This window comes from Streptomyces sp. NPDC059649 (assembly GCF_042734445.1).
Lineage (GTDB): Bacteria > Actinomycetota > Actinomycetes > Streptomycetales > Streptomycetaceae > Streptomyces.
On the sequence record NZ_JBHWDV010000004.1, the window covers coordinates 287,109 to 304,982 of the forward strand.

Annotated in this window: 20 protein-coding genes and 1 pseudogene; 16 read left to right on the plus strand and 5 right to left on the minus strand. The window is 70.3% G+C overall.

Annotated elements, in window-relative coordinates; translation table 11 throughout:
- The first annotated feature begins 21 nt into the window (after positions 1–21).
- The 5 genes from ACFV1J_RS09345 to ACFV1J_RS09365 all read left to right on the plus strand — a co-directional run bounded on the left by ACFV1J_RS09345 (position 22) and on the right by ACFV1J_RS09365 (position 3,877).
- Complete coding sequence (locus ACFV1J_RS09345) at positions 22–801, plus strand: metal ABC transporter ATP-binding protein (protein ID WP_385856746.1); 780 nt, start codon at positions 22–24, stop codon at positions 799–801.
- Complete coding sequence (locus tag ACFV1J_RS09350; RefSeq protein WP_385856672.1) at positions 801–1,700, plus strand: metal ABC transporter permease; 900 nt, start codon at positions 801–803, stop codon at positions 1,698–1,700. Before ACFV1J_RS09345 ends, ACFV1J_RS09350 begins: the two co-directional genes overlap by 1 nt.
- Before the next feature lie 101 nt (positions 1,701–1,801).
- Positions 1,802–2,233: a Fur family transcriptional regulator gene (locus ACFV1J_RS09355; protein WP_385856673.1), complete on the plus strand. Its 432-nt coding sequence runs from the start codon at positions 1,802–1,804 to the stop codon at positions 2,231–2,233.
- 220 nt (positions 2,234–2,453) lie between these two features.
- Complete coding sequence (locus tag ACFV1J_RS09360) at positions 2,454–2,807, plus strand: WXG100 family type VII secretion target (protein ID WP_385856674.1); 354 nt, start codon at positions 2,454–2,456, stop codon at positions 2,805–2,807.
- Positions 2,808–2,836: 29 nt separating this feature from the next.
- On the plus strand, positions 2,837–3,877 hold the full coding sequence (locus tag ACFV1J_RS09365; protein ID WP_385856675.1) for a hypothetical protein: 1,041 nt from the start codon (positions 2,837–2,839) through the stop codon (positions 3,875–3,877).
- Positions 3,878–4,009: 132 nt separating this feature from the next.
- Here ACFV1J_RS09365 and ACFV1J_RS09370 read toward each other — a convergent pair whose 3' ends face one another.
- From ACFV1J_RS09370 to ACFV1J_RS09380, 3 genes are all read right to left on the minus strand, one after another.
- Positions 4,010–4,828, minus strand: coding sequence for an isoprenyl transferase (locus tag ACFV1J_RS09370; protein ID WP_385856676.1), 819 nt, complete (start codon positions 4,826–4,828; stop codon positions 4,010–4,012).
- 62 nt (positions 4,829–4,890) lie between these two features.
- Positions 4,891–5,637 (minus strand): DNA repair protein RecO, encoded by a 747-nt coding sequence (recO, locus tag ACFV1J_RS09375; protein ID WP_385856677.1) that lies wholly within the window; start codon positions 5,635–5,637, stop codon positions 4,891–4,893.
- An 85-nt stretch (positions 5,638–5,722) separates the two neighbouring features.
- Positions 5,723–5,935, minus strand: a complete 213-nt coding sequence (locus tag ACFV1J_RS09380; protein ID WP_385856678.1) for a hypothetical protein — start codon at positions 5,933–5,935, stop codon at positions 5,723–5,725.
- Positions 5,936–6,065: 130 nt separating this feature from the next.
- Between ACFV1J_RS09380 and ACFV1J_RS09385 the strand changes: the two genes are divergently transcribed.
- The 10 genes and pseudogenes from ACFV1J_RS09385 to ACFV1J_RS09430 all read left to right on the plus strand — a co-directional run bounded on the left by ACFV1J_RS09385 (position 6,066) and on the right by ACFV1J_RS09430 (position 13,560).
- Complete coding sequence (locus ACFV1J_RS09385; protein WP_385856679.1) at positions 6,066–6,899, plus strand: helix-turn-helix domain-containing protein; 834 nt, start codon at positions 6,066–6,068, stop codon at positions 6,897–6,899.
- Positions 6,881–6,964: pseudogene (locus tag ACFV1J_RS09390) on the plus strand (DUF397 domain-containing protein); the annotation flags it as partial. The gene ACFV1J_RS09385 and the pseudogene ACFV1J_RS09390, both read left to right, overlap by 19 nt.
- Positions 6,953–7,249, plus strand: coding sequence for a DUF397 domain-containing protein (locus ACFV1J_RS09395; RefSeq protein WP_385856747.1), 297 nt, complete (start codon positions 6,953–6,955; stop codon positions 7,247–7,249). The pseudogene ACFV1J_RS09390 and the gene ACFV1J_RS09395, both read left to right, overlap by 12 nt.
- A 244-nt stretch (positions 7,250–7,493) precedes the next feature.
- Positions 7,494–8,954 carry an ATP-binding protein gene (locus tag ACFV1J_RS09400; protein WP_385856680.1) on the plus strand — a complete coding sequence of 487 codons (1,461 nt, stop codon included), beginning with the start codon at positions 7,494–7,496 and terminating at the stop codon, positions 8,952–8,954.
- The gene (locus ACFV1J_RS09405; RefSeq protein ID WP_385856681.1) at positions 8,951–9,379 is read left to right on the plus strand and encodes a roadblock/LC7 domain-containing protein; all 429 of its coding nucleotides are present in this window, start codon (positions 8,951–8,953) and stop codon (positions 9,377–9,379) included. Before ACFV1J_RS09400 ends, ACFV1J_RS09405 begins: the two co-directional genes overlap by 4 nt.
- Positions 9,376–9,738: a DUF742 domain-containing protein gene (locus tag ACFV1J_RS09410; RefSeq protein WP_030413708.1), complete on the plus strand. Its 363-nt coding sequence runs from the start codon at positions 9,376–9,378 to the stop codon at positions 9,736–9,738. The genes ACFV1J_RS09405 and ACFV1J_RS09410 overlap by 4 nt, the downstream gene beginning before the upstream one ends.
- Before the next feature lie 34 nt (positions 9,739–9,772).
- Positions 9,773–10,351: an ATP/GTP-binding protein gene (locus ACFV1J_RS09415; protein WP_385856748.1), complete on the plus strand. Its 579-nt coding sequence runs from the start codon at positions 9,773–9,775 to the stop codon at positions 10,349–10,351.
- The gene (locus ACFV1J_RS09420) at positions 10,348–11,766 is read left to right on the plus strand and encodes a cytochrome P450 (RefSeq protein WP_385856682.1); all 1,419 of its coding nucleotides are present in this window, start codon (positions 10,348–10,350) and stop codon (positions 11,764–11,766) included. The genes ACFV1J_RS09415 and ACFV1J_RS09420 overlap by 4 nt, the downstream gene beginning before the upstream one ends.
- Complete coding sequence (locus ACFV1J_RS09425) at positions 11,682–12,926, plus strand: cytochrome P450 (RefSeq protein WP_385856683.1); 1,245 nt, start codon at positions 11,682–11,684, stop codon at positions 12,924–12,926. Before ACFV1J_RS09420 ends, ACFV1J_RS09425 begins: the two co-directional genes overlap by 85 nt.
- A 127-nt stretch (positions 12,927–13,053) precedes the next feature.
- Positions 13,054–13,560, plus strand: coding sequence for a hypothetical protein (locus tag ACFV1J_RS09430; RefSeq protein ID WP_385856684.1), 507 nt, complete (start codon positions 13,054–13,056; stop codon positions 13,558–13,560).
- A 36-nt stretch (positions 13,561–13,596) separates the two neighbouring features.
- Here the strand turns inward: ACFV1J_RS09430 and ACFV1J_RS09435 are convergent, their stop codons facing one another.
- The gene (locus ACFV1J_RS09435) at positions 13,597–14,307 is read right to left on the minus strand and encodes a TerB family tellurite resistance protein (RefSeq protein ID WP_385856685.1); all 711 of its coding nucleotides are present in this window, start codon (positions 14,305–14,307) and stop codon (positions 13,597–13,599) included.
- A gap of 248 nt (positions 14,308–14,555) precedes the next feature.
- On the minus strand, positions 14,556–16,319 hold the full coding sequence (gene leuA, locus ACFV1J_RS09440) for a 2-isopropylmalate synthase (RefSeq protein WP_385856686.1): 1,764 nt from the start codon (positions 16,317–16,319) through the stop codon (positions 14,556–14,558).
- Positions 16,320–16,606: 287 nt separating this feature from the next.
- Here leuA and ACFV1J_RS09445 point away from each other — a divergent pair, with 287 nt between their 5' ends.
- Complete coding sequence (locus ACFV1J_RS09445) at positions 16,607–17,716, plus strand: M4 family metallopeptidase (RefSeq protein WP_385856687.1); 1,110 nt, start codon at positions 16,607–16,609, stop codon at positions 17,714–17,716.
- Positions 17,717–17,874 lie beyond the last annotated feature (158 nt).

Below are 17,874 nucleotides of genomic sequence, written 5' to 3' on the forward strand. Positions count from 1 at the left end.
CCGCACCCCACGGAGGTCACCGTGAAGGAACCGCTCCCCGAGCCGGTCATCGACCTGCGCGGCGCCACCGCGTCCCTGGGCGCCCGCCCCGTACTGCGCGGCGTCGACCTGACGGTGCGCTCCGGCGAGGTCGTCGCGCTGCTCGGCGCGAACGGCTCCGGCAAGTCCACCGCCGTACGGTCGGTGATCGGCCAAGTACCGCTCACCGGAGGCGCGTTGTCGCTGTTCGGCACGGAGTTCCGCCGCTTCAAGGACTGGGCCCGCATCGGCTACGTCCCGCAGCGCACCACCGCGGCCGGCGGGGTGCCCGCCACCGTCCGCGAGGTCGTCACGGCCGGCCGGCTGGCCCGTACGAAGCTGGGCGTGCTGCGCAAGGCCGACCGGGCCGCGGTGCACCACGCGCTGGAGCTGGTCGGCATGGCCGACCGTGCCAAGGACTCGGTCAACGCACTCTCCGGCGGACAGCACCAGCGGGTGCTGATAGCCCGGGCGCTGGCCGGCGAACCGGAACTGCTGATCATGGACGAGCCGATGGCCGGCGTCGACCTCGCCAGCCAGGAAGTGCTCGCCGCCGCCCTGCGCGAGCAGGTCGCCCGCGGCACCACCGTCCTGCTCGTGCTGCACGAACTCGGCCCGCTGGAGCCGCTGATCGACCGCGCGGTGGTGCTGCGCGACGGCTGCGTCGTCCACGACGGCCCGCCGCCCGAGGCCGTGGGCCAGCACGCCCTCCCCGGCCACGACCATGTCCACCCGCACGCCGACGCGGCCGCGGAACCGATCCGGACGGGGTTGCTCACCTGATGGACATCCTGAACTACGCCTTCATGCAGCGGGCCCTGATCGCCGCCCTGATCGTCGGCGTCACCGCGCCCGCCATCGGCATCTACCTCGTCCAGCGCCGCCAGGCCCTGATGGGCGACGGTATCGGCCACATCGCGCTCACCGGCGTCGGGCTGGGCTTCCTGCTCAACCAGAGCCCGGTCTGGGTCGCCACCGCCGTCGCCGTCGCCGGCTCCATCGTCATGGAGCTGGTCCGCTGGTACGGCAAGACCCGCGGCGACCTCGCGCTGGCCATGCTGTTCTACGGCGGTATGGCGGGCGGCGTGATGCTGATGAACCTCTCCGACGCCGGCTCCAACGCCAACCTCGGCACGTACCTCTTCGGCTCGATCGCGACCGTCTCGCCGGAGGACATGCCGACGATCTACGTGCTCGCCGCGCTGGTCCTGGCGATCACCGTCGGGCTGCGCCGCCAGCTGTTCGCGGTCTGCCAGGACGAGGAGTTCGCGCGGGTGACCGGTCTGCCGGTCCGGCTGCTGAACCTCCTGATCGCGGTCACCGCCGCGGTCACCGTCACCGTCGCCATGCGGGTGGTCGGCCTGCTGCTGGTCAGCGCCCTGATGGTGATCCCGGTCGCGGCCGCCCAGCAGATCAGCCGCAGCTTCGCGGTCACCTTCTCGGTGGCCGTCGCCATCGGTGTCGCGGTCACCCTTACGGGCACCACCACCTCGTACTACGTGGACCTCCCGTCCGGTGCCACGATCGTGCTGCTCGCCATCGGCCTGTTCGTCGTGCTGACCCTGCTCGCCACGCCGCTCGCGAAAAAGCGCGCCAGAGCTGCCGCACAGCCCGCTGCGGGGTGCACCCTGGAGGTACCCGCCGGCCGCTCCGCCCCGGACGATGTGAGCGTGGCCGGATAGTCGCACGCGAGTAAGCGTCCCACCAGGGCGCCGGTCGTCACCTGGCACAATGGCGGAACGCATGCGCAGGGGGAAGACCTGACGTCCTAAGGGAGGCAACGGTGGCGACGAGCGCGGGATCTCCGGTACGCGGCCGGTCGACGCGGCAGCGGACCGCGGTGTCCGCCGCACTCGACGAGGTGGACGAGTTCCGCAGCGCCCAGGAGCTGCACGACATGCTCAAGCACCGGGGTGACTCGGTCGGACTGACCACCGTCTACCGGACGCTGCAGTCGCTCGCCGACGCCGGCGAGGTCGATGTGCTGCGCACCAGTGAGGGCGAGGCGGTCTACCGCCGGTGCAGCACCGACGACCATCACCACCACCTCGTCTGCCGGAGCTGCGGCAAGGCCGTCGAGGTCGAGGGCCCGGCGGTGGAGAAGTGGGCCGACCAGATCGCCGCCGAGCACGGCTTCCGGGACGTGGCGCACACGATCGAGATCTTCGGTACGTGCGGCGAGTGCGCGGAGCGGGCCACCGCCGAGGAGAAGTAGCAGCGGGAGCAGCCAGTACGCGCCAGTACGCAGGGGCCGCCGCCGAGTTGATCGGAGGCGGCCCCCACGTATGAGCGCCCTCGCATGAGCGCCTTCGCATGAGCGCCTTCGTACGGGCCCCTCGTGCCCGGCAGCGCGGCACATATATGACAGGTACACGCTAGTGGTAGCCTCGGTTGGCTATCGGCGCAGTGCCCGCGCGCCTACACGGGGGGTAGTCATGGGACTCGGGGATCTCTGGGAAGACGGCAAGCAGCTCGTCGGCGACGTGGTCGAGGTCGGCAAGGACGTCATGATGGCGCCCGCCGAGATCGCGCACTGGGTGCTGACCCAGATGTTCGGCGGCGGTGACGCGGACCTGCAGAAGATCGCGGCCGAACTCGCCAAGCTCAGCAAGGAGCTGGACGGATTGACCAAGGAGGTCAATACCGCGCTCGCCAAGCTGACCTGGCACGGCCCGGCGTCCGACGCCTTCGTCGCCGTCGCACACGGCCGCGTCAAGGAGATGAACAAGATCTCCGACGATCTCACCACGCTGGGCCAGGCCGTCACCCGGCTGTCCCAGGTCTACTGACGAGCCACGACAACACGGGGGTTGTACGGATGGCAGGCGACACGTTCGGTGTCGAGATGGCCGAGCTCAGCACCATCGAGAAGGACTGGCGCTCGGCCGCCGAGAAGATGCTGGAGCTGCACCGGCGGCTGTGTGACGTCAAGGACACCATGGCCACGGCGGCGAGCATCGACCTCGCGACCGCGCCGCTCGCGTCCCTTCCCGGCTTCGGCATCGCCTACCAGGTGCAGGCCGACGTCCAGGAGATCGCCGAGCTGAGCCGGCGCCTCGCGGCGGAGAAATCGCAGCTGCTCGACGGGCTCGCGGCGGACGCCGACAAGATCAAGCAGGTCAAGGCCGAGTACGAGGCCAACGAGAAGAAGATCGAAGACGATCTGAAGAAGATCAAGGACGGCAAGCACCACGACGCGCCCAAGTCACCGCAGACCGGCTCGCACGGCGCCGGATCCGGCTCCGGAGGCGGCGGAGGTGGCGGCGGCGCCAGCGGCGGCGGCCACGGCGGCGGCGGCGGTGGCGGCGCCGGCGGTCCGGCTCCCGCCCAGGGCCACGGCGACGGCAAGTGGGAGACGAGGGGCGACTGGGACGCCTGGTCGCCGGGCAAGCACCACACCACCACCGGCGCCGGCGTGCAGGACGCCCCCGACACCTCCGGGCTCCCCAAGGAGCGCAAGGACATCATCGACCGGGCCCTGGAGCGGGTGAACCACCGCATCGGCTACAGCCAGTCGGCCACCACCAACGGCTACCGCGACGACTGCTCCGGCTTCGTCTCCGCCGCCTGGGGCCTTGAGCCCCCGGGCCTGAACACCTACGGCCTGATGGGCGGCAACACCGCCCACGCCATCACCAAGGACGACCTGCAGCCGGGCGACGCCCTGATCGCCGGCGACCACACCGTCCTCTTCGGCGGCTGGGCCGACGAGGCCCACACCACGTACATCGCCCTGGAGGACAACGGCTCCCAGGGCACCGTCTCGCACGTCATCCCGTACCCGTACTACTCGGGCGACGCGGCGCACGAGAGGTCGATCGGCCAGCCGTACGTGCCCTACCGCCGCAACGGCCTCTAGGCGCCTCCGGGCACGCGTCTCCGAACGCGTGCGGCCCGGCTTCCTGAACACAGGAAAGCCGGGCCGCACCCGTCTCAGGCCGTCACGTCGGCACCCGTCTCAGGCCATCACGTCGGCACCCGTCTCAGGCCGTCACGTCGCGGACTCGCCCTCCGCCACCGGCGCGGCACCGAAGCGCCGGTCCCGCTTGGCGTACTCCAGGCACGCCTCCCACAGGTTCCGCCGGTCGAAGTCCGGCCACAGGATGTCCTGGAAGACCATCTCGGCGTACGCGCTCTGCCAGATCAGGTAGTTCGAGGTCCGCTGCTCACCGGACGGCCGCACGAAGAGATCCACGTCCGGCATGTCCGGGTAGTACATGTACTTCGCGACGGTCTTCTCGTTGACCTTCGACGGGTCCAGCTTCCCGGCCCGTACGTCCCGGGCGATCGCCGCCGCGGCGTCCGCGATCTCCGCCCGACCGCCGTAATTCACGCAGAAATACAGCGTCATCGCGTCATTGTTCTTGGTCTGCTCCTGGGCGATCTGGAGCTCCTGCACCACGGACTTCCACAGCTTCGGCATCCGCCCGACCCACCGGATACGAATACCGAGCGCGTCCATTTCGTCACGCCGCCGCCGGATGACATCGCGGTTGAAGTTCATCAGGAACTTCACCTCGTCCGGCGACCGCTTCCAGTTCTCGGTGGAAAAGGCGTAGAGCGAAAGGTTCTTCACGCCCATTTCCAGGCAGCCCTTGAGGACGTCCAGCACGACGCCCTCACCGACCTTGTGACCCTCGGTGCGCGGCAGACCCCGCTCCTTCGCCCACCGGCCGTTGCCGTCCATGACCACGGCCACATGGTTCGGGACGAGCTCCCCGGGGATCTTCGGCGGCCGCGCACCGGAAGGATGCGGCTCGGGCGTGACGTACTCGCGTCGGTTACGGCCCAGAATCCCGCGTCGTGCCATGCGGCCCACGTCTCCTATGTCTCAGCGTCGGGGGGTGTGCTTGTGCTTCGTTTCTCGTGCTTCTACTGCTCTACGTACCGGAGGGAGCGCAGGCCCCGCTCCAGATGCCAGTGCAGATACGCCGTGACCAGTCCGCTGCCCTCCCGGGCGTGACGGGCCTCGCAGGCGTCCGCGGTCTCCCAGTCGCCGGTCAGCAGCGCGCTCAGGAGCCCGATGGCCTCCGAGGAGGGTACGACGCTCCCGGCCACCCGGCAGTCACCGCATATCACGCCACCGGACGCCACCGAGAAGAACCGGTTGGGCCCCGGCAGCCCGCACCGCGCGCAGCTGTCGAAACTCGGCGCGTAGCCGTTCACGGCCAGCGAGCGCAGCAGGAACGCGTCCAGGACGAGATGGGGCGCGTGCTCGCCGCGGGCGAGCGTCCGCAGTCCGCCGACCAGCAGCAGGTACTGCTGGACGGCCGGCTCGCCCTCGTGGTCGGTGAACCGCTCGGCGGTCTCCAGCATGGCCGTGCCGGCCGTGTAGCGGGCGTAGTCGGTGACGATGTCGCCGCCGTACGCGGCGATCGTCTCACTCTGCGTGCACAGGGGCAGCCCGCGCCCGACGAGCTCGCTGCCCCGCGCGTAGAACTGCACGTCCACGTGCGAGAACGGCTCCAGCCGGGCCCCGAACTTCGACTTGGTCCGCCGCACGCCCCGGGCCACGGCACGGACCCGGCCGTGCCCCCGGGTGAGCAGCGTGATGATCCGGTCCGCCTCACCCAGCTTCTGGGTGCGCAGCACGATGCCGTCGTCGCGGAACAGACTCATGGCGCCCATTCTCGCGCATCGCGGCGGGGCGCCGTTCCCCCGGCCCGGACCCGCGCCCGGCCCGGGCGCGGGTCCCCGGCCGATTTCAGGGCCGCTCCCCCCGGGAGGGCTCGGCCAGCGCGTCGGTCAGCTGCCGGGCGACCTCCATCGAGCACCGCCCCAGCTCCACGAGCGGCGGCATGTACCGGTGCGCGATCGATACGGGGTCGGGCCGGAGGGAGGGCAGGACGACCCCGGCCCGGGCGAGCGCCTCCCGCAATTGCGTCGTCACGGTCTCCACTTCCTGGAACTGCTGCATCGTCGTCCGCACCTTCCGTGAGGGGTTTCACTGATTGCATGCAGAGCGTGACGCTGCGGAACTACGCTGAGCAAGGAGATCGGCACTACCTCGGCACTACAACTGCCGGGCAGCACAAGGGAGTTAGGTCATGGCCAACGCCTCGCGGCAGGCAGCCTGGGAGTACTGGGGTGCGGAGCTCAAGCGCCGAAGGGAAGTCGCCGGTCTGACCCAGGAGGCACTGGGCCGACTGGTGTTCGTCTCCGGCGGCTACATCGGCCAGTTCGAGCAGGCGATCCGTAAACCACAGCTGGATGTGGCACTCCGGATCGACGAGGTACTGCAAACCGACGGCTTTTTCGAACGGACCTGGCGCAAGCTGATCGACGACAAGCGGTATCCGGATTACTTCGCGGCAGTGGCTGAACTGGAAAGGCTAGCGACCAAAATCTGTGAGTTCGCGCCGATGATTGTGCCTGGGCTGCTACAGACTGCGCCGTACACACGGGCAGTCATGCGCGCGGGCGATCCGTTCGCAGCGGACGAACAGATCGACGAGGCGGTGCGCAACCGACTGGACCGGGCTGTCATCCTCAAGGACGCTACACGGCCGGTGTATTGGGCGGTGCTGCATGAGGCCACCCTCCGGGTCCCCGTAGGAGGCCCGAGCGTCATGGCCGAGCAGCTGGAGCACATCGCGCAGCTCGTACGCGAGCACAAGATCCTCGTGCAGGTCTTTCCGTTCGCGGCGGGTCCGTACCCTTCTATGGGCAAGATGCTGCGGCTCCTGGAGTTCGACGATGCCCCACCAACCGCCTATACAGAGGGCGTGCATTCAGGGAATTTGCTGGACGATCCGGCCGTGGTGAAGCACGTACAGGCGGACTACGATCTGGTCAGGGCCGCCGCGCTGTCGCCCGAGGCGTCCCTGGCTCTGATCGAATCAGCGGTGGAGGACTACAAACGATGCACGAGTACGACCTGAGCACCGCTCGGTGGCGCAAGAGCAGCTACAGCGACGACAAGGGCGGCGAATGCATCGAGGTCGCCCAAGACTTCCCCGGCGCTGCCCGCTGGCGCAAGAGCAGCTACAGCAACGGCGAGGGCGGCAGCTGCGTTGAAGTGGCGTCCGACTTTCCGGGTGCTGCCCGCTGGCGCAAGAGCAGTTACAGCGACCACAACAACGGCGACTGCCTCGAAGTCGCCGACGGTCACCCCGGCGTCGTCCCCGTCCGTGACAGCAAGAACGTCCTCGGCCCCGCCCTGGTGATTCAGGCGCCCGCCTGGTCCGCTTTCGTCGACGCCGTCAAGAACGCACGGTTCGTCGCCTCCTGACCGAGCTTCACCAAGTGCCTACAACAGGCACACACGGCCCCGTCATCTCGCCTGGATGACGGGGCCACATCACGTTATGGTCCGGTCATCACGGGGGGAATACGACCTTCCGCACTTCTCAGTCGCCCCTCGGGATCGGCCCTCACCGCACGTCAACTCCCCGGTAGCATCCCGTGATGCTCGGCAACACGTTCGTAGCCGTGATGGCCGGCCGACGAAGTCAGTACCCCACATGAGGATCTCGATGACATCCATACCGGAGGCGCTGTTGTGGTGCCTCAGCGCAGGTACGGCCGCCGCCGTGGTCCTGGCGGCGTTCTCGGTCCGGGCCAGCGGACAGCGCAAGGCCCTCAGAGCGCGCCTGGCCGCCGCTGAGGAACAGAACAGCGCCACGCTCCACAGCAATACGGAGCTGTCGGCCCGGCTGCGCGCCACCGAGGCCGAGATCCGTCACCTGGCCGGTACCCGGCTCCCCGACCTGACGATGGCGCTGGCCCATCCGCACGTACCGGTGCGCGGTCTGCTCGACGCCCGGTTCGCCGGGTCGGAGACCGACGAGGCGCTGAACGCCGTCCTGGAGCAGGTCAGCGAGGCCATCACCAAGGAGCGCACGCGGGTCGACGCGGCCGCGCAGGCGGCGCTGCGCGGGGCGACCACGACCATCCAGGCGCTGCTCTACCGGATCCAGACGGCCCTGCACGAGATGCAGCACCGCTACGACGACCCGGACGTCGCACAGGACCTGCTGAACGCGGACTTCCTCAACGAGCAGGCGCTGCGGCGCGTGCAGGCCACCAGTGTCGTCTGCGGCGCCTGGCCGGGCCTGACCCGCGAGGACTCGTACCTGGCCGAGCTGGTCGTGGGCGCCATGTCCCGGCTGCGCGGCTACGAGCGGGTGCAGATCAGCAACCAGCTGCGGGACCCGATCGCGGTCGTCGCGCGGGCCGTCGAGCCGATCGCGATCACGGTCACCGAGCTGCTGGCCAACGCGCTGCACCACTCGCACCGGGAGCTGCCGGTGACGATCACCCTCCAGCAGGGCAACCGCGGCGCCTCGGTGATCATCGACGACTACGGCGTCGGTATGCACGACGACGAGATCAAGGCGGCGATGGAGCTGCTGGCCGGCGACGGCGATCTGCTGCTGACGCAGCTCGGCGACCCGCCGCGGTCCGGTTTCGCGGCGGCCGGCCAGCTGGTGCGCCAGTACGGCTTCGGGGTGCACGTCGAGCCGTCGCCGTACGGCGGTGTGCGGGCCGTGGTCTACATCCCGGGTGACCCCCTCCTCACCGTCCTCGACGAGAGCGCCCAGCCCATGTCCGTGATGGCTCCGCTGCCGCACCGTTCCGGGATGACGGAACGATCCGCCTCCGCCCTGCCGACCGGGGCGGCGCCCTCCCCGGCCCCGTCCTCCTCCGGACAGCCGGCCCCCGCCCCGGCCGCGCCCGCGGCCCCCGCCGCACCGGCCGCCCCCGCCGTGCACGCCTCGTACGACGCACCGGCCGCCGAGGGCGAACTGCCGCGCCGGCGCCGCCGCAAGCCGGTGTCGGAGGCCGAAGAGACCCCACGCACCGAACCGATTCCCCCGCGCTCCCCGGAAGAGACCGGAACCCGGTGGGCCGCCCTCCAGCGCGGCACCGAATCCGGCCGGGCAGCCGCCCAGTCAGAACCCCCTCGCAGTCCCGAAGGGAACGCCCAGTCATGAACAGCCCCGCCCGCCGCCGTGTCTCCGAGGACAAGTCCTGGGTGCTGGCGCCGCTCCTGGAGTTGCCGCATGTTATCCACGCAGCCGTGATCTCCGGTGACGGCTTCATCGAGGGTGCCTCGCCGGGCCTGACCCGGGAGGCCGGCGAGGGTGTCGCCGCGATGATGTCCGCGCTCCAGGGCGCCGCGCGTGCCGTCACCGCGGCGTTCGCCGAGAAGGACGACACCCGGCTGCGGCAGACCGTCATCGAGTCCGAAGAGGGCTTCGTCTTCGCGATACCGGCCGGCGAGAACACCTGTCTGGCCGTCTTCGCCGACCCGGAGGTGAACATGGGAGTCGTCGCACACCACATGCAGATCCAGGTGACGACGCTGGGCACCAAGGTGATGAACAGCCCGGCCCGGGACCTCGGTACCCCGGCATGACGCCCCGCCAGAGCAGCGGCAGGCGCCTCGTCCCGGCCTACCTGGCCACCGGCGGACGCGCCCGCCCCAGCCGCAACACGTTGGACCGGCTCACCCTGCTGCACAGCGTCGGGATGCCGATCACCAGTGAGGTACGCCCGGAAGAGCACCGCATCCTGGAGCTGCTGCAGCCCGGGGCGCTGTCTCTGGCCGAGGTCGCCGCCCACCTTCACCTGCCCGTCAGTGTGGTGAAGGTGCTGGTGGCCGACCTTGTCGACGCCGGGCGACTGCACGCCCGTGTCCCCATCCCCGAAGCCGAGCAATTCGACCGGCAGATTCTGGAGAGGGTTCTCGATGGACTCCGCTCTCTCAAGTCCTAGCAGCGCGACCGGTACGGGTACCGGCACCGGCACCATGTACCTCTCCGGCGAGCACCAGACCCTGGTCAAACTGCTGGTCGCGGGTCCGTTCGGGGTCGGCAAGACGACGCTCATCCGGGCGCTGTCGGAGACCCCGCCGCTGCACACCGAAGAGGTCATGACCCAGACCGGCGCGATCGTCGACGATCTCGCCGGCGTACGGGAGAAGACCACCACCACCGTCGCGATCGACTTCGGACGGCTGACGCTGCCCGGTGACCTGGTGCTCTACCTGTTCGGCACGCCCGGGCAGAAGCGCTTCAGGCCCCTGTGGCAGGACATCGCCCGCGGCGCGCTGGGCGCACTGGTCCTCGCGGACACCCGCCGGCTGGCGGACTCCTTCGAGGTGATGGACATCGTCGAGGAGGCCGGGCTGCGCTACGCGGTCGCGGTCAACACCTTCCCCGACGCGCCCGAATACTCCGTCGAGAAGCTCCGCGAGGCGCTCGACCTGCACCCCGACACGCCACTGGTGCTGTGCGACGCCCGCGACCGCGACCAGTCCGTCGATGCGCTGATCGCGCTCGTCGGCCACGTCCTGGCCCACACTCCCGAGGAGAACCCGAACCCGTGACTTCCCCGCACCAGCCGGAAGGTGGGCTGCCGCAGCACCAGGGCGCCGCGCCGCCACCGGGCTGCCCGGCGCACTCCGCGGCCCCGCCGCAGCAGGCCATGGGCTACCCGCAGGCCGGGCCCGACGCGCAGCGCCCGGTGAAGCTCTACGGACCGGAGTTCGCCGCCGACCCGGACCGCTGCTACGTGCAGCTGCGGCAGTACGGCGCGCTGGCGCCGGTCGAGATCGCGCCCGACGTGACCGCGATGCTGGTCACCGACTACCGCGCGGCGCTCGACCTGCTGCACGACGACTCGACCTGGTCGAAGGACTCCCGGGAGTGGATGCAGACCATTCCGGCGGACTCGCCGATCCTGCCGATGCTGGGCTGGCGGCCGAACGTCTTCTACGCCGACGGGCCGGCGCACGTCCGCTACCGGGACGTCATCGTCGACAGCTTCAAGCTGGTGGAGCCGCATGAGCTGCGGGCCCGGGTGCACCACGCCGCGGACACCCTGATCCAGCGGTTCGGCGCCCGCGGTGAGGTCGATCTGATCGCCGACTATGCGCGGCTGATCCCGCTGCTGATGTTCAACAACCTCTTCGGGATGCCCGACTCCTACAGCGAGCGGCTCATCGAGGCCCTCGCCGGGATGATCGAGGGCACCTCGCCCGAGGAGGCGGCGGCCGCCAACGAGGCGTTCACCGCGTACATCATGGAGCTGGTCGGCTCGAAGAAGGCGCAGCGCGGCGCGGACCTGACCTCGTGGTTCATGGACCACCCCAACGGGCTGACCGACGAGGAACTGATCCACAACATCATCCTGGTGATGGGCGCGGGCAACGAGCCGCTCGCCAACCTCATCGGCAACGCGCTGTCCCGGATGCTCTCCGACGACCGCTACTACAACACCCTCACCGGTGGCGCCCTGACCCCGCAGGACGCCATCAACGAGGTGCTGTGGAACGACCCGCCGCTGACCAACTACTCCGCCCACTTCCCGGTCCGGGACGTCTTCTTCCACGGCACCTGGGTGCGCCGTGGGCAGCTGGTGATGGTGTCGTACGCGGCCGCCAACAGCCAGTTCGACACCACCTCGCTGGACGTGCCGGGCTCGGGCGGCGGTTCGCACCTGTCCTGGGCGGCCGGCCCGCACGCCTGCCCCGTGAAGCGGCACGCGCTGCTGATCGCCACCACCGCGATCGAGCGGCTCACCGCCTGGCTCTCCGACATCGAACTCGCCGTTCCCGCCAGCGAGTTGGAGTGGCGGCACGGCGCCTTCCACCGGGCCCTGGTCGCGCTGCCGGCCCGCTTCTCCCCGATCACCCCCGACCAGGCAGGAGCCACTCCATGGCACAACAGGGACAGCAGCCCTACGTCATCGACCCGGTCGGAAGCGACATCCACGGAGAGGCAGCCCGCCTCCGCGCGATAGGCCCGGCGGCGCGGATCGAGCTGCCCGGCGGCATCGAGGCGTGGGCGGTCACCGGCCACGCCCTGCTCAAGTCGCTGCTGACCGACGACCGGGTCTCCAAGAACCCCCGGGAGCACTGGCCGGCCTGGCAGCGCGAGGAGATCCGCAACAGCTGGCTGCAGTCGTGGATCGGCGTCACCAACATGTTCACCGCGTACGGCCCGGACCACCGCCGGCTGCGCAAGCTGATCGCGCCGGCGTTCACGGCCCGCCGTACGGACGCCATCCTGCCGCGGGTCGAGCGGATCACCCAGGCATTGCTGGACGATCTCGCCGGCCGCCCGGCCGGCTCGGTCGTGGACCTGCGCGAGGCGTTCGCCCACCCGCTCCCCATGCAGGTCATCTGCGAGCTCTTCGGTTTCCCGGAGGGTGAGCCGCGCGCCGAACTGGCCCGGCTGGTCGCGGCGATCATGGACACCACGGCCACGCCGGAACAGGCCGGTGCCACCGCCGCGGCCGTGCACACCCTGCTGACCGGCCTGGTCACCGCCAAGCGCGAGGCACCGGCGGACGACCTCACCAGCCTGCTGGTCTCCGCGCGGGACGACGACGGCGAGCGGATGACCGAGCAGGAACTGCTGGACACCCTGCTGCTGGTCATCGGCGCCGGCCACGAGACCACCGTCGACCTCCTCGGCAACGCGGTGACGGCCCTGCTCACCCACCCCGACCAGCTGAAGCTGGTGCGGTCGGGCCAGGTGCCGTGGAACGACGTGATCGAGGAGACGCTGCGCTGGGCCCCCAGCATCGCGAGCCTGCCGCTACGGTTCGCCGTGGAGGACATCGAGCTGCCGGACGGGATCACCATCCGCAAGGGCGAGGCGATCCTGCCCGGGTACGCCGGCGCCGGCCGCGACCCGGAGTTCCACGGCCCCGGCGCGGACACGTTCGACATCCGGCGCGGCGTCCAGGAGCATCTGGCCTTCGGCCACGGCGTGCACCACTGCCTGGGCGCCCCGCTGGCCCGCATGGAGGCCCGGATCGCCCTGCCGGCCCTCTTCGACCGCTTCCCCGACCTCCAACTGGCCGTACCCGCCGAGGAGTTGCAGCCCGCGGGCGGCTTCATCTCGGGCGGTCTGCAGGGCCTTCCGGTACGTCTGACGCCGGCTGCGGACGCGTAACCGCCCCCGGCGCCCAGGGAGTTCACGGCCCCCGTCACCGCCCCGGCGGCGACGGGGGCCGCAACCTTCCCGCCCCCTCACCGGTCGGTAACGGCAACCAGCCTTCCGGACCGAGAGGGAATCCACGATGAAGCTCCGCCGCGCCCTGACGGCCGTGCTCGCCACGGCCCTGACGGCCCCCGCCGCCCTGCTGACCACCCCGGCCGCCGCGGTGGCCGGAACACCGGGGGTCAGCACCGAACTCCTGGACCTCCCCCGCACGGTGGCAGTCGGCTCCGGCTGGCACGGCTTCGCCCAATTCGCCCGTAACACCACGGACGGCACGCTGCCGGCCGTCACCCTCTCGCTCACCGGCACCGCGCCGGTCACCGTGCAGTTCTTCGACAACGCGGCGGGCGGTAAGTGGCACACCGTCGACCTGCGCAAGGGACGGTTCCTCCGCTACGCGGACCTGATGCCGGGCGAGTACCTGAGCAAGCCGATGCGCCTGAAGCTCACGGCGGGCGCCCGTCCGGGCAGCCGCGCCACGCTCTCCGCGCTGGCCACCTACTGCGACGCGCACGGCACCTGCGGCGTCTCGGCACCGAAGTCCTACGCGATCAGGATCACCGCGAAGACCGCCCGCCAGGAGTGAAGACCACCCGCCAGGAGTGGCAGGAAGTCGCCTGCCCTACGAGGGGGTGCGCGCCGCCGCGGCCAGCAGCCGCTCGGTGTCCGCCGGGCGGAGGGTCAGCGCACCGCCGACCGTGCTGAGCACCTCGCGCTCCGCGGGCGTGTAGGCGCCGTCCGCGAGGGCGATCCGGGCGCCCTGGAGGAGCAGCGACTCCCGGCCGGCCGGGGCGAGATGCGGGGCGAGCGGCTCCAGGGCCTCGTGGAGCTCTATGGCCAGCGCGGTGCCGCACGGGTCGAGACCGGCGTGCCCGCAGTGGCCGCCGGTCACCGCGTCGTAGGTGCCGGTGAGCCGTCCGGTGTCGGCGGCGAGGGCGGCGAGCAGGGTCAGCAGCTGGTCCTCGGAGCAGTCGGGGAAGCCGGCCGCACGAACGGCGTCCACGGCGGCCTCGCGGACCGCGCGGGAGGACGTCCCGCCGGCGGCCAGCAGGGCGAGCGTGACGGTGTGGACGGCGTCCCGCAGCATCGCGGAGAGGCGGACGGTGGTGGGGTGGTCGAGGGCGTCCAGGCCGAAGCGGCCGTGGCAGGCGGAGCACTCCAGCACCGGGCCGGTGTGGCCGCGGGAGAGGAGCGGGACGCCGAGGAGGGTGAGGCGGCGGTGGCCGGTGCGCCGGAGGTAGTTGCGGTCGCCGCCGCAGTCCGGACAGAAGAACTCACCGTCGGCGACGGTACGCCAGGACGTGCGCACTCCCATCACACACACCTTGTGCATTCCGTCAGCCTCCGTAACTCCCCGTTGCCTTCCAGGCACAGGAGTAACCCCCACGCCTCCATCGCCGTGTTGGACGTGATGTTAGCCACATGATTGATGCGCCGTCAGCACCTCGTATCGGACAACCGGCCGGATGGCGCCGCTCCGCGCACGGCCGCGCCCCCGCGGCTCGCGGTGAGCTGCGGGGGCGCGGCCGTGATCCGGAAGCGGATCGGCGGAGGTCAGGGCCGATGGCGAACAGGCCCGGATCAGCGGCCCGCGCGGTTGACGGCGGAGACCACGGCCTTCAGCGAGGCGCGGGTGGTGTTCGCGTCGATGCCGATGCCCCACAGGACCTTGTCACCGATCGCGCACTCGATGTACGAGGCGGCCTGCGCGGAGGCGCCCTCGCTCATCGTGTGCTCCTGGTAGTCCAGCAGCCGGACGTCCACGCCGATGCCCTGCAGGGCATCGAAGAACGCGGAGATCGGGCCGTTGCCGGAACCCGTCAGCACGGTGTCCTGGCCGTCGACGACCGCCTCGACGGTGAGCGCGTCGATACCGTCGCGGTCCGTCGTGGTCTGGCCGTTCTTGACCTGGATACGACCCCACGGGTTCTCGGGGTTGGGCAGGTACTCGTCCTGGAAGACGGACCAGATGGCGGCCGGCGTGACCTCGCCGCCCTCGGCGTCGGTCTTCTCCTGGATGATCCGGGAGAACTCGATCTGCATCCGGCGCGGCAGGTCCAGCTTGTGGTCGTTCTTCAGGACGTAGGCGATACCGCCCTTGCCGGACTGCGAGTTGACGCGGATGACGGCCTCGTAGGAGCGGCCGACGTCCTTGGGGTCGATGGGCAGGTACGGCACGGCCCACTCGATGTCGTCGACGGTGACGCCCTTGGCGGCCGCCTCGGCCTCCATCGCGTCGAAGCCCTTCTTGATGGCGTCCTGGTGGGAGCCGGAGAAGGCGGTGTAGACCAGGTCGCCCGCGTAGGGGTGGCGCGGGTGGACCTCCATCTGGTTGCAGTACTCGCTGGTCCGGCGGATCTCGTCGATCTGCGAGAAGTCGATCTGCGGGTCGACGCCCTGGCTGAAGAGGTTCATGCCCAGGGTCACCAGGTCGACGTTGCCGGTGCGCTCGCCCTGCCCGAACAGGCAGCCCTCGATGCGGTCGGCGCCGGCCATGATCGCCAGCTCGGCGGCGGCCACCGCCGTGCCGCGGTCGTTGTGGGGATGGACGCTCAGGCACACGTACTCGCGCCGGGTCAGGTGGCGCGCCATCCACTCGAACCGGTCCGCGTGCGTGGACGGCGTCGAACGCTCCACCGTGGCGGGCAGGTTGAGGATGATCTCGCGGCCCTCCTCGGGCTGCCAGACGTCGCAGACCGCCTCGCAGACCTCCAGGGCGAAGTCCAGCTCGGTGTCGGTGAAGATCTCGGGGCTGTACTGGTAGCCGAAGACCGTCTCGTCGCCGAGGATCTTCTCCGCGTACTCCATCACCAGCCGGGTGCCGTCCACGGCGATCTGCTTGATGTCGTCCTTGGAGCCGCGGAAGACCACCCGGCGGAAGGTCGGGGCGGTCGCGTTGTAGAGGTGGACGGTGGCGCGCTTGGCGCCGCGCAGCGACTCGACGGTCCGCTCGATCAGGTCCTCGCGGGCCTGGGTCAGCACGGAGATCGTGACGTCGTCGGGGATCGCGCCCTCTTCGATGATCGACCGTACGAAGTTGAAGTCGGTCTCACCGGACGACGGGAACCCGACCTCGATCTCCTTGTAGCCCATGCGCACCAGCAGGTCGAACATCTCGCGCTTGCGGGCCGGCGACATGGGGTCGATCAGCGCCTGGTTGCCGTCCCGCAGGTCGGTGGAGAGCCAGCGCGGCGCCTTGGTGATCCGGTTGTCCGGCCAGGTGCGGTCCGGCAGGTCCACGGCCTCGTACGGGCCGTACTTGTGGATCGGCATCCCGGAGGGCCGCTGGGTGACGGTCGCGGCGGTAATGGGCGTGGGGCGACCGACGGGATTTTCGGAGGTCATTGCGCGGGGCTCCTGTCGAAGGCTTTCGACGGCCGACGGTGGGCAACACCGGACTCCGCGGGGAGGGGGTCGGCCTCGACTACAGGCCCTCGCCGCGGCAGCTAAGGAGAAGCAGCCCGTAACGCATGATGCACAGCACCCTAGCCGAGGTACGCCCTGAGTGGCGGTCGCGTATCAGTATGCGGGACCGGGCCGGACGTTACGCCCCAAATGCGACGGACCACACATATTCAGGAATCTCCACCGCAGGCAGTGACACCCGCACTACAGAGTGCCACCGTTTGTGCATGGACCTCAACACGGACCTCGACAACGACAGGGCCCGCAAGGCCACCGGCCCGACGGCCCCCGACCACCCCGTCTTCTGCACGATCATCCCGCCGCACATCCTCGACAACCTCGCCCAGTCCGACGACCCGGCCCGGCACGAACCGGCCCGCCGCACCCTGGAGCACGACCACCTCCGCCGCACCCGGCGCCGCGAGGTGGCCGCCCGCGCGACGACCCCCGGGGAGCCCGGCGCGGACGCCGACAAGCCGAACCGCACCATCTACGACGCCGGCCACCAGGAGAACCTCCCCGGCAGCAAGGTCCACTCCGAGTCCGACGGCCCCTCCCAGGACGCCTCGGTCAACCGCGCCCACGCCGGACTGGGCGCGACCTTCGACTTCTATCTGAAGTCGTACCACCGCAAGTCCATCGACGGCGCCGGCCTGGCACTCGACGCCACCGTCCACTACGGCCAGAAGTACGACAACGCCTTCTGGGACGGCGAGCGGATGGTCTTCGGCGACGGCGACAACGACCTCTTCCGGGACTTCACCATCCCCGTCGACGTCATCGGCCACGAGCTGACCCACGGCGTCACCCAGTACACCGCCAACCTCGACTACCACGGCCAGTCCGGCGCCCTCAACGAGTCCGTCTCGGACGTCTTCGGCTCCCTGATCAAGCAGTACGCCCTCGGCCAGACCGCCGACCAGGCCGACTGGCTGATCGGCGCCGACCTGCTCGGCCCCCACGTCACCGGCAAGGCCCTGCGCTCCATGAAGGCGCCCGGAACCGCCTATGACGACGACGTCCTGGGCAAGGACCCGCAGCCGGCCACGATGGAGCGCTATGTCAGGACCACCGACGACAACGGCGGCGTCCACATCAACTCCGGCATCCCCAACCACGCCTTCTACCTCTTCGCCAGCAAGCTCGGCGGCAAGGCGTGGGAGCGGGCCGGCCAGGTCTGGTACGACGTCCTGACCGGCGGCGAACTGCCGAAGGACGCCACGTTCGCCGACTTCGCCAAGCTCACGATCAAGGCCGCCCAGGCCCGCTTCGGCACCGGCGACGAACACGAGGCCGTGGTCAAGGCCTGGTCGCAGGTCGGCATCTCGGCGAAGTAGCGACGCGGGGAGCCGCGTCCCGGCGAAGCAGCACAGCAGGACGTGGCGTCCCGGCGAAGCAGCACAGCAGAACGTGGCATCTCGGCCAAACGGGAAGGGACCGGCGTACCTCGGGGGTGTGCCGGTTACCCGTAAGGGCGGGAGCGGTACACGGGCGC

Bases quoted from the DNA above. Each gene is read 5' to 3' on its own strand.
- ACFV1J_RS09405 (WP_385856681.1), top strand. From the start codon at position 8,951: ATGAACAGCCCCGCCCGCCGCCGTGTCTCCGAGGACAAGTCCTGGGTG.
- ACFV1J_RS09385 (WP_385856679.1), top strand. From the start codon at position 6,066: ATGGCCAACGCCTCGCGGCAGGCAGCCTGGGAGTACTGGGGTGCGGAG.
- ACFV1J_RS09445 (WP_385856687.1), top strand. From the start codon at position 16,607: ATGGACCTCAACACGGACCTCGACAACGACAGGGCCCGCAAGGCCACC.
- recO (WP_385856677.1), bottom strand. From the start codon at position 5,637: ATGAGTCTGTTCCGCGACGACGGCATCGTGCTGCGCACCCAGAAGCTG.
- leuA (WP_385856686.1), bottom strand. From the start codon at position 16,319: ATGACCTCCGAAAATCCCGTCGGTCGCCCCACGCCCATTACCGCCGCG.
- ACFV1J_RS09435 (WP_385856685.1), bottom strand. From the start codon at position 14,307: ATGCACAAGGTGTGTGTGATGGGAGTGCGCACGTCCTGGCGTACCGTC.
- ACFV1J_RS09415 (WP_385856748.1), top strand. From the start codon at position 9,773: ATGTACCTCTCCGGCGAGCACCAGACCCTGGTCAAACTGCTGGTCGCG.
- ACFV1J_RS09410 (WP_030413708.1), top strand. From the start codon at position 9,376: ATGACGCCCCGCCAGAGCAGCGGCAGGCGCCTCGTCCCGGCCTACCTG.
- ACFV1J_RS09370 (WP_385856676.1), bottom strand. From the start codon at position 4,828: ATGGCACGACGCGGGATTCTGGGCCGTAACCGACGCGAGTACGTCACG.
- ACFV1J_RS09380 (WP_385856678.1), bottom strand. From the start codon at position 5,935: ATGCAGCAGTTCCAGGAAGTGGAGACCGTGACGACGCAATTGCGGGAG.
- ACFV1J_RS09360 (WP_385856674.1), top strand. From the start codon at position 2,454: ATGGGACTCGGGGATCTCTGGGAAGACGGCAAGCAGCTCGTCGGCGAC.
- ACFV1J_RS09430 (WP_385856684.1), top strand. From the start codon at position 13,054: ATGAAGCTCCGCCGCGCCCTGACGGCCGTGCTCGCCACGGCCCTGACG.
- ACFV1J_RS09350 (WP_385856672.1), top strand. From the start codon at position 801: ATGGACATCCTGAACTACGCCTTCATGCAGCGGGCCCTGATCGCCGCC.
- ACFV1J_RS09400 (WP_385856680.1), top strand. From the start codon at position 7,494: ATGACATCCATACCGGAGGCGCTGTTGTGGTGCCTCAGCGCAGGTACG.
- ACFV1J_RS09365 (WP_385856675.1), top strand. From the start codon at position 2,837: ATGGCAGGCGACACGTTCGGTGTCGAGATGGCCGAGCTCAGCACCATC.
- ACFV1J_RS09425 (WP_385856683.1), top strand. From the start codon at position 11,682: ATGGCACAACAGGGACAGCAGCCCTACGTCATCGACCCGGTCGGAAGC.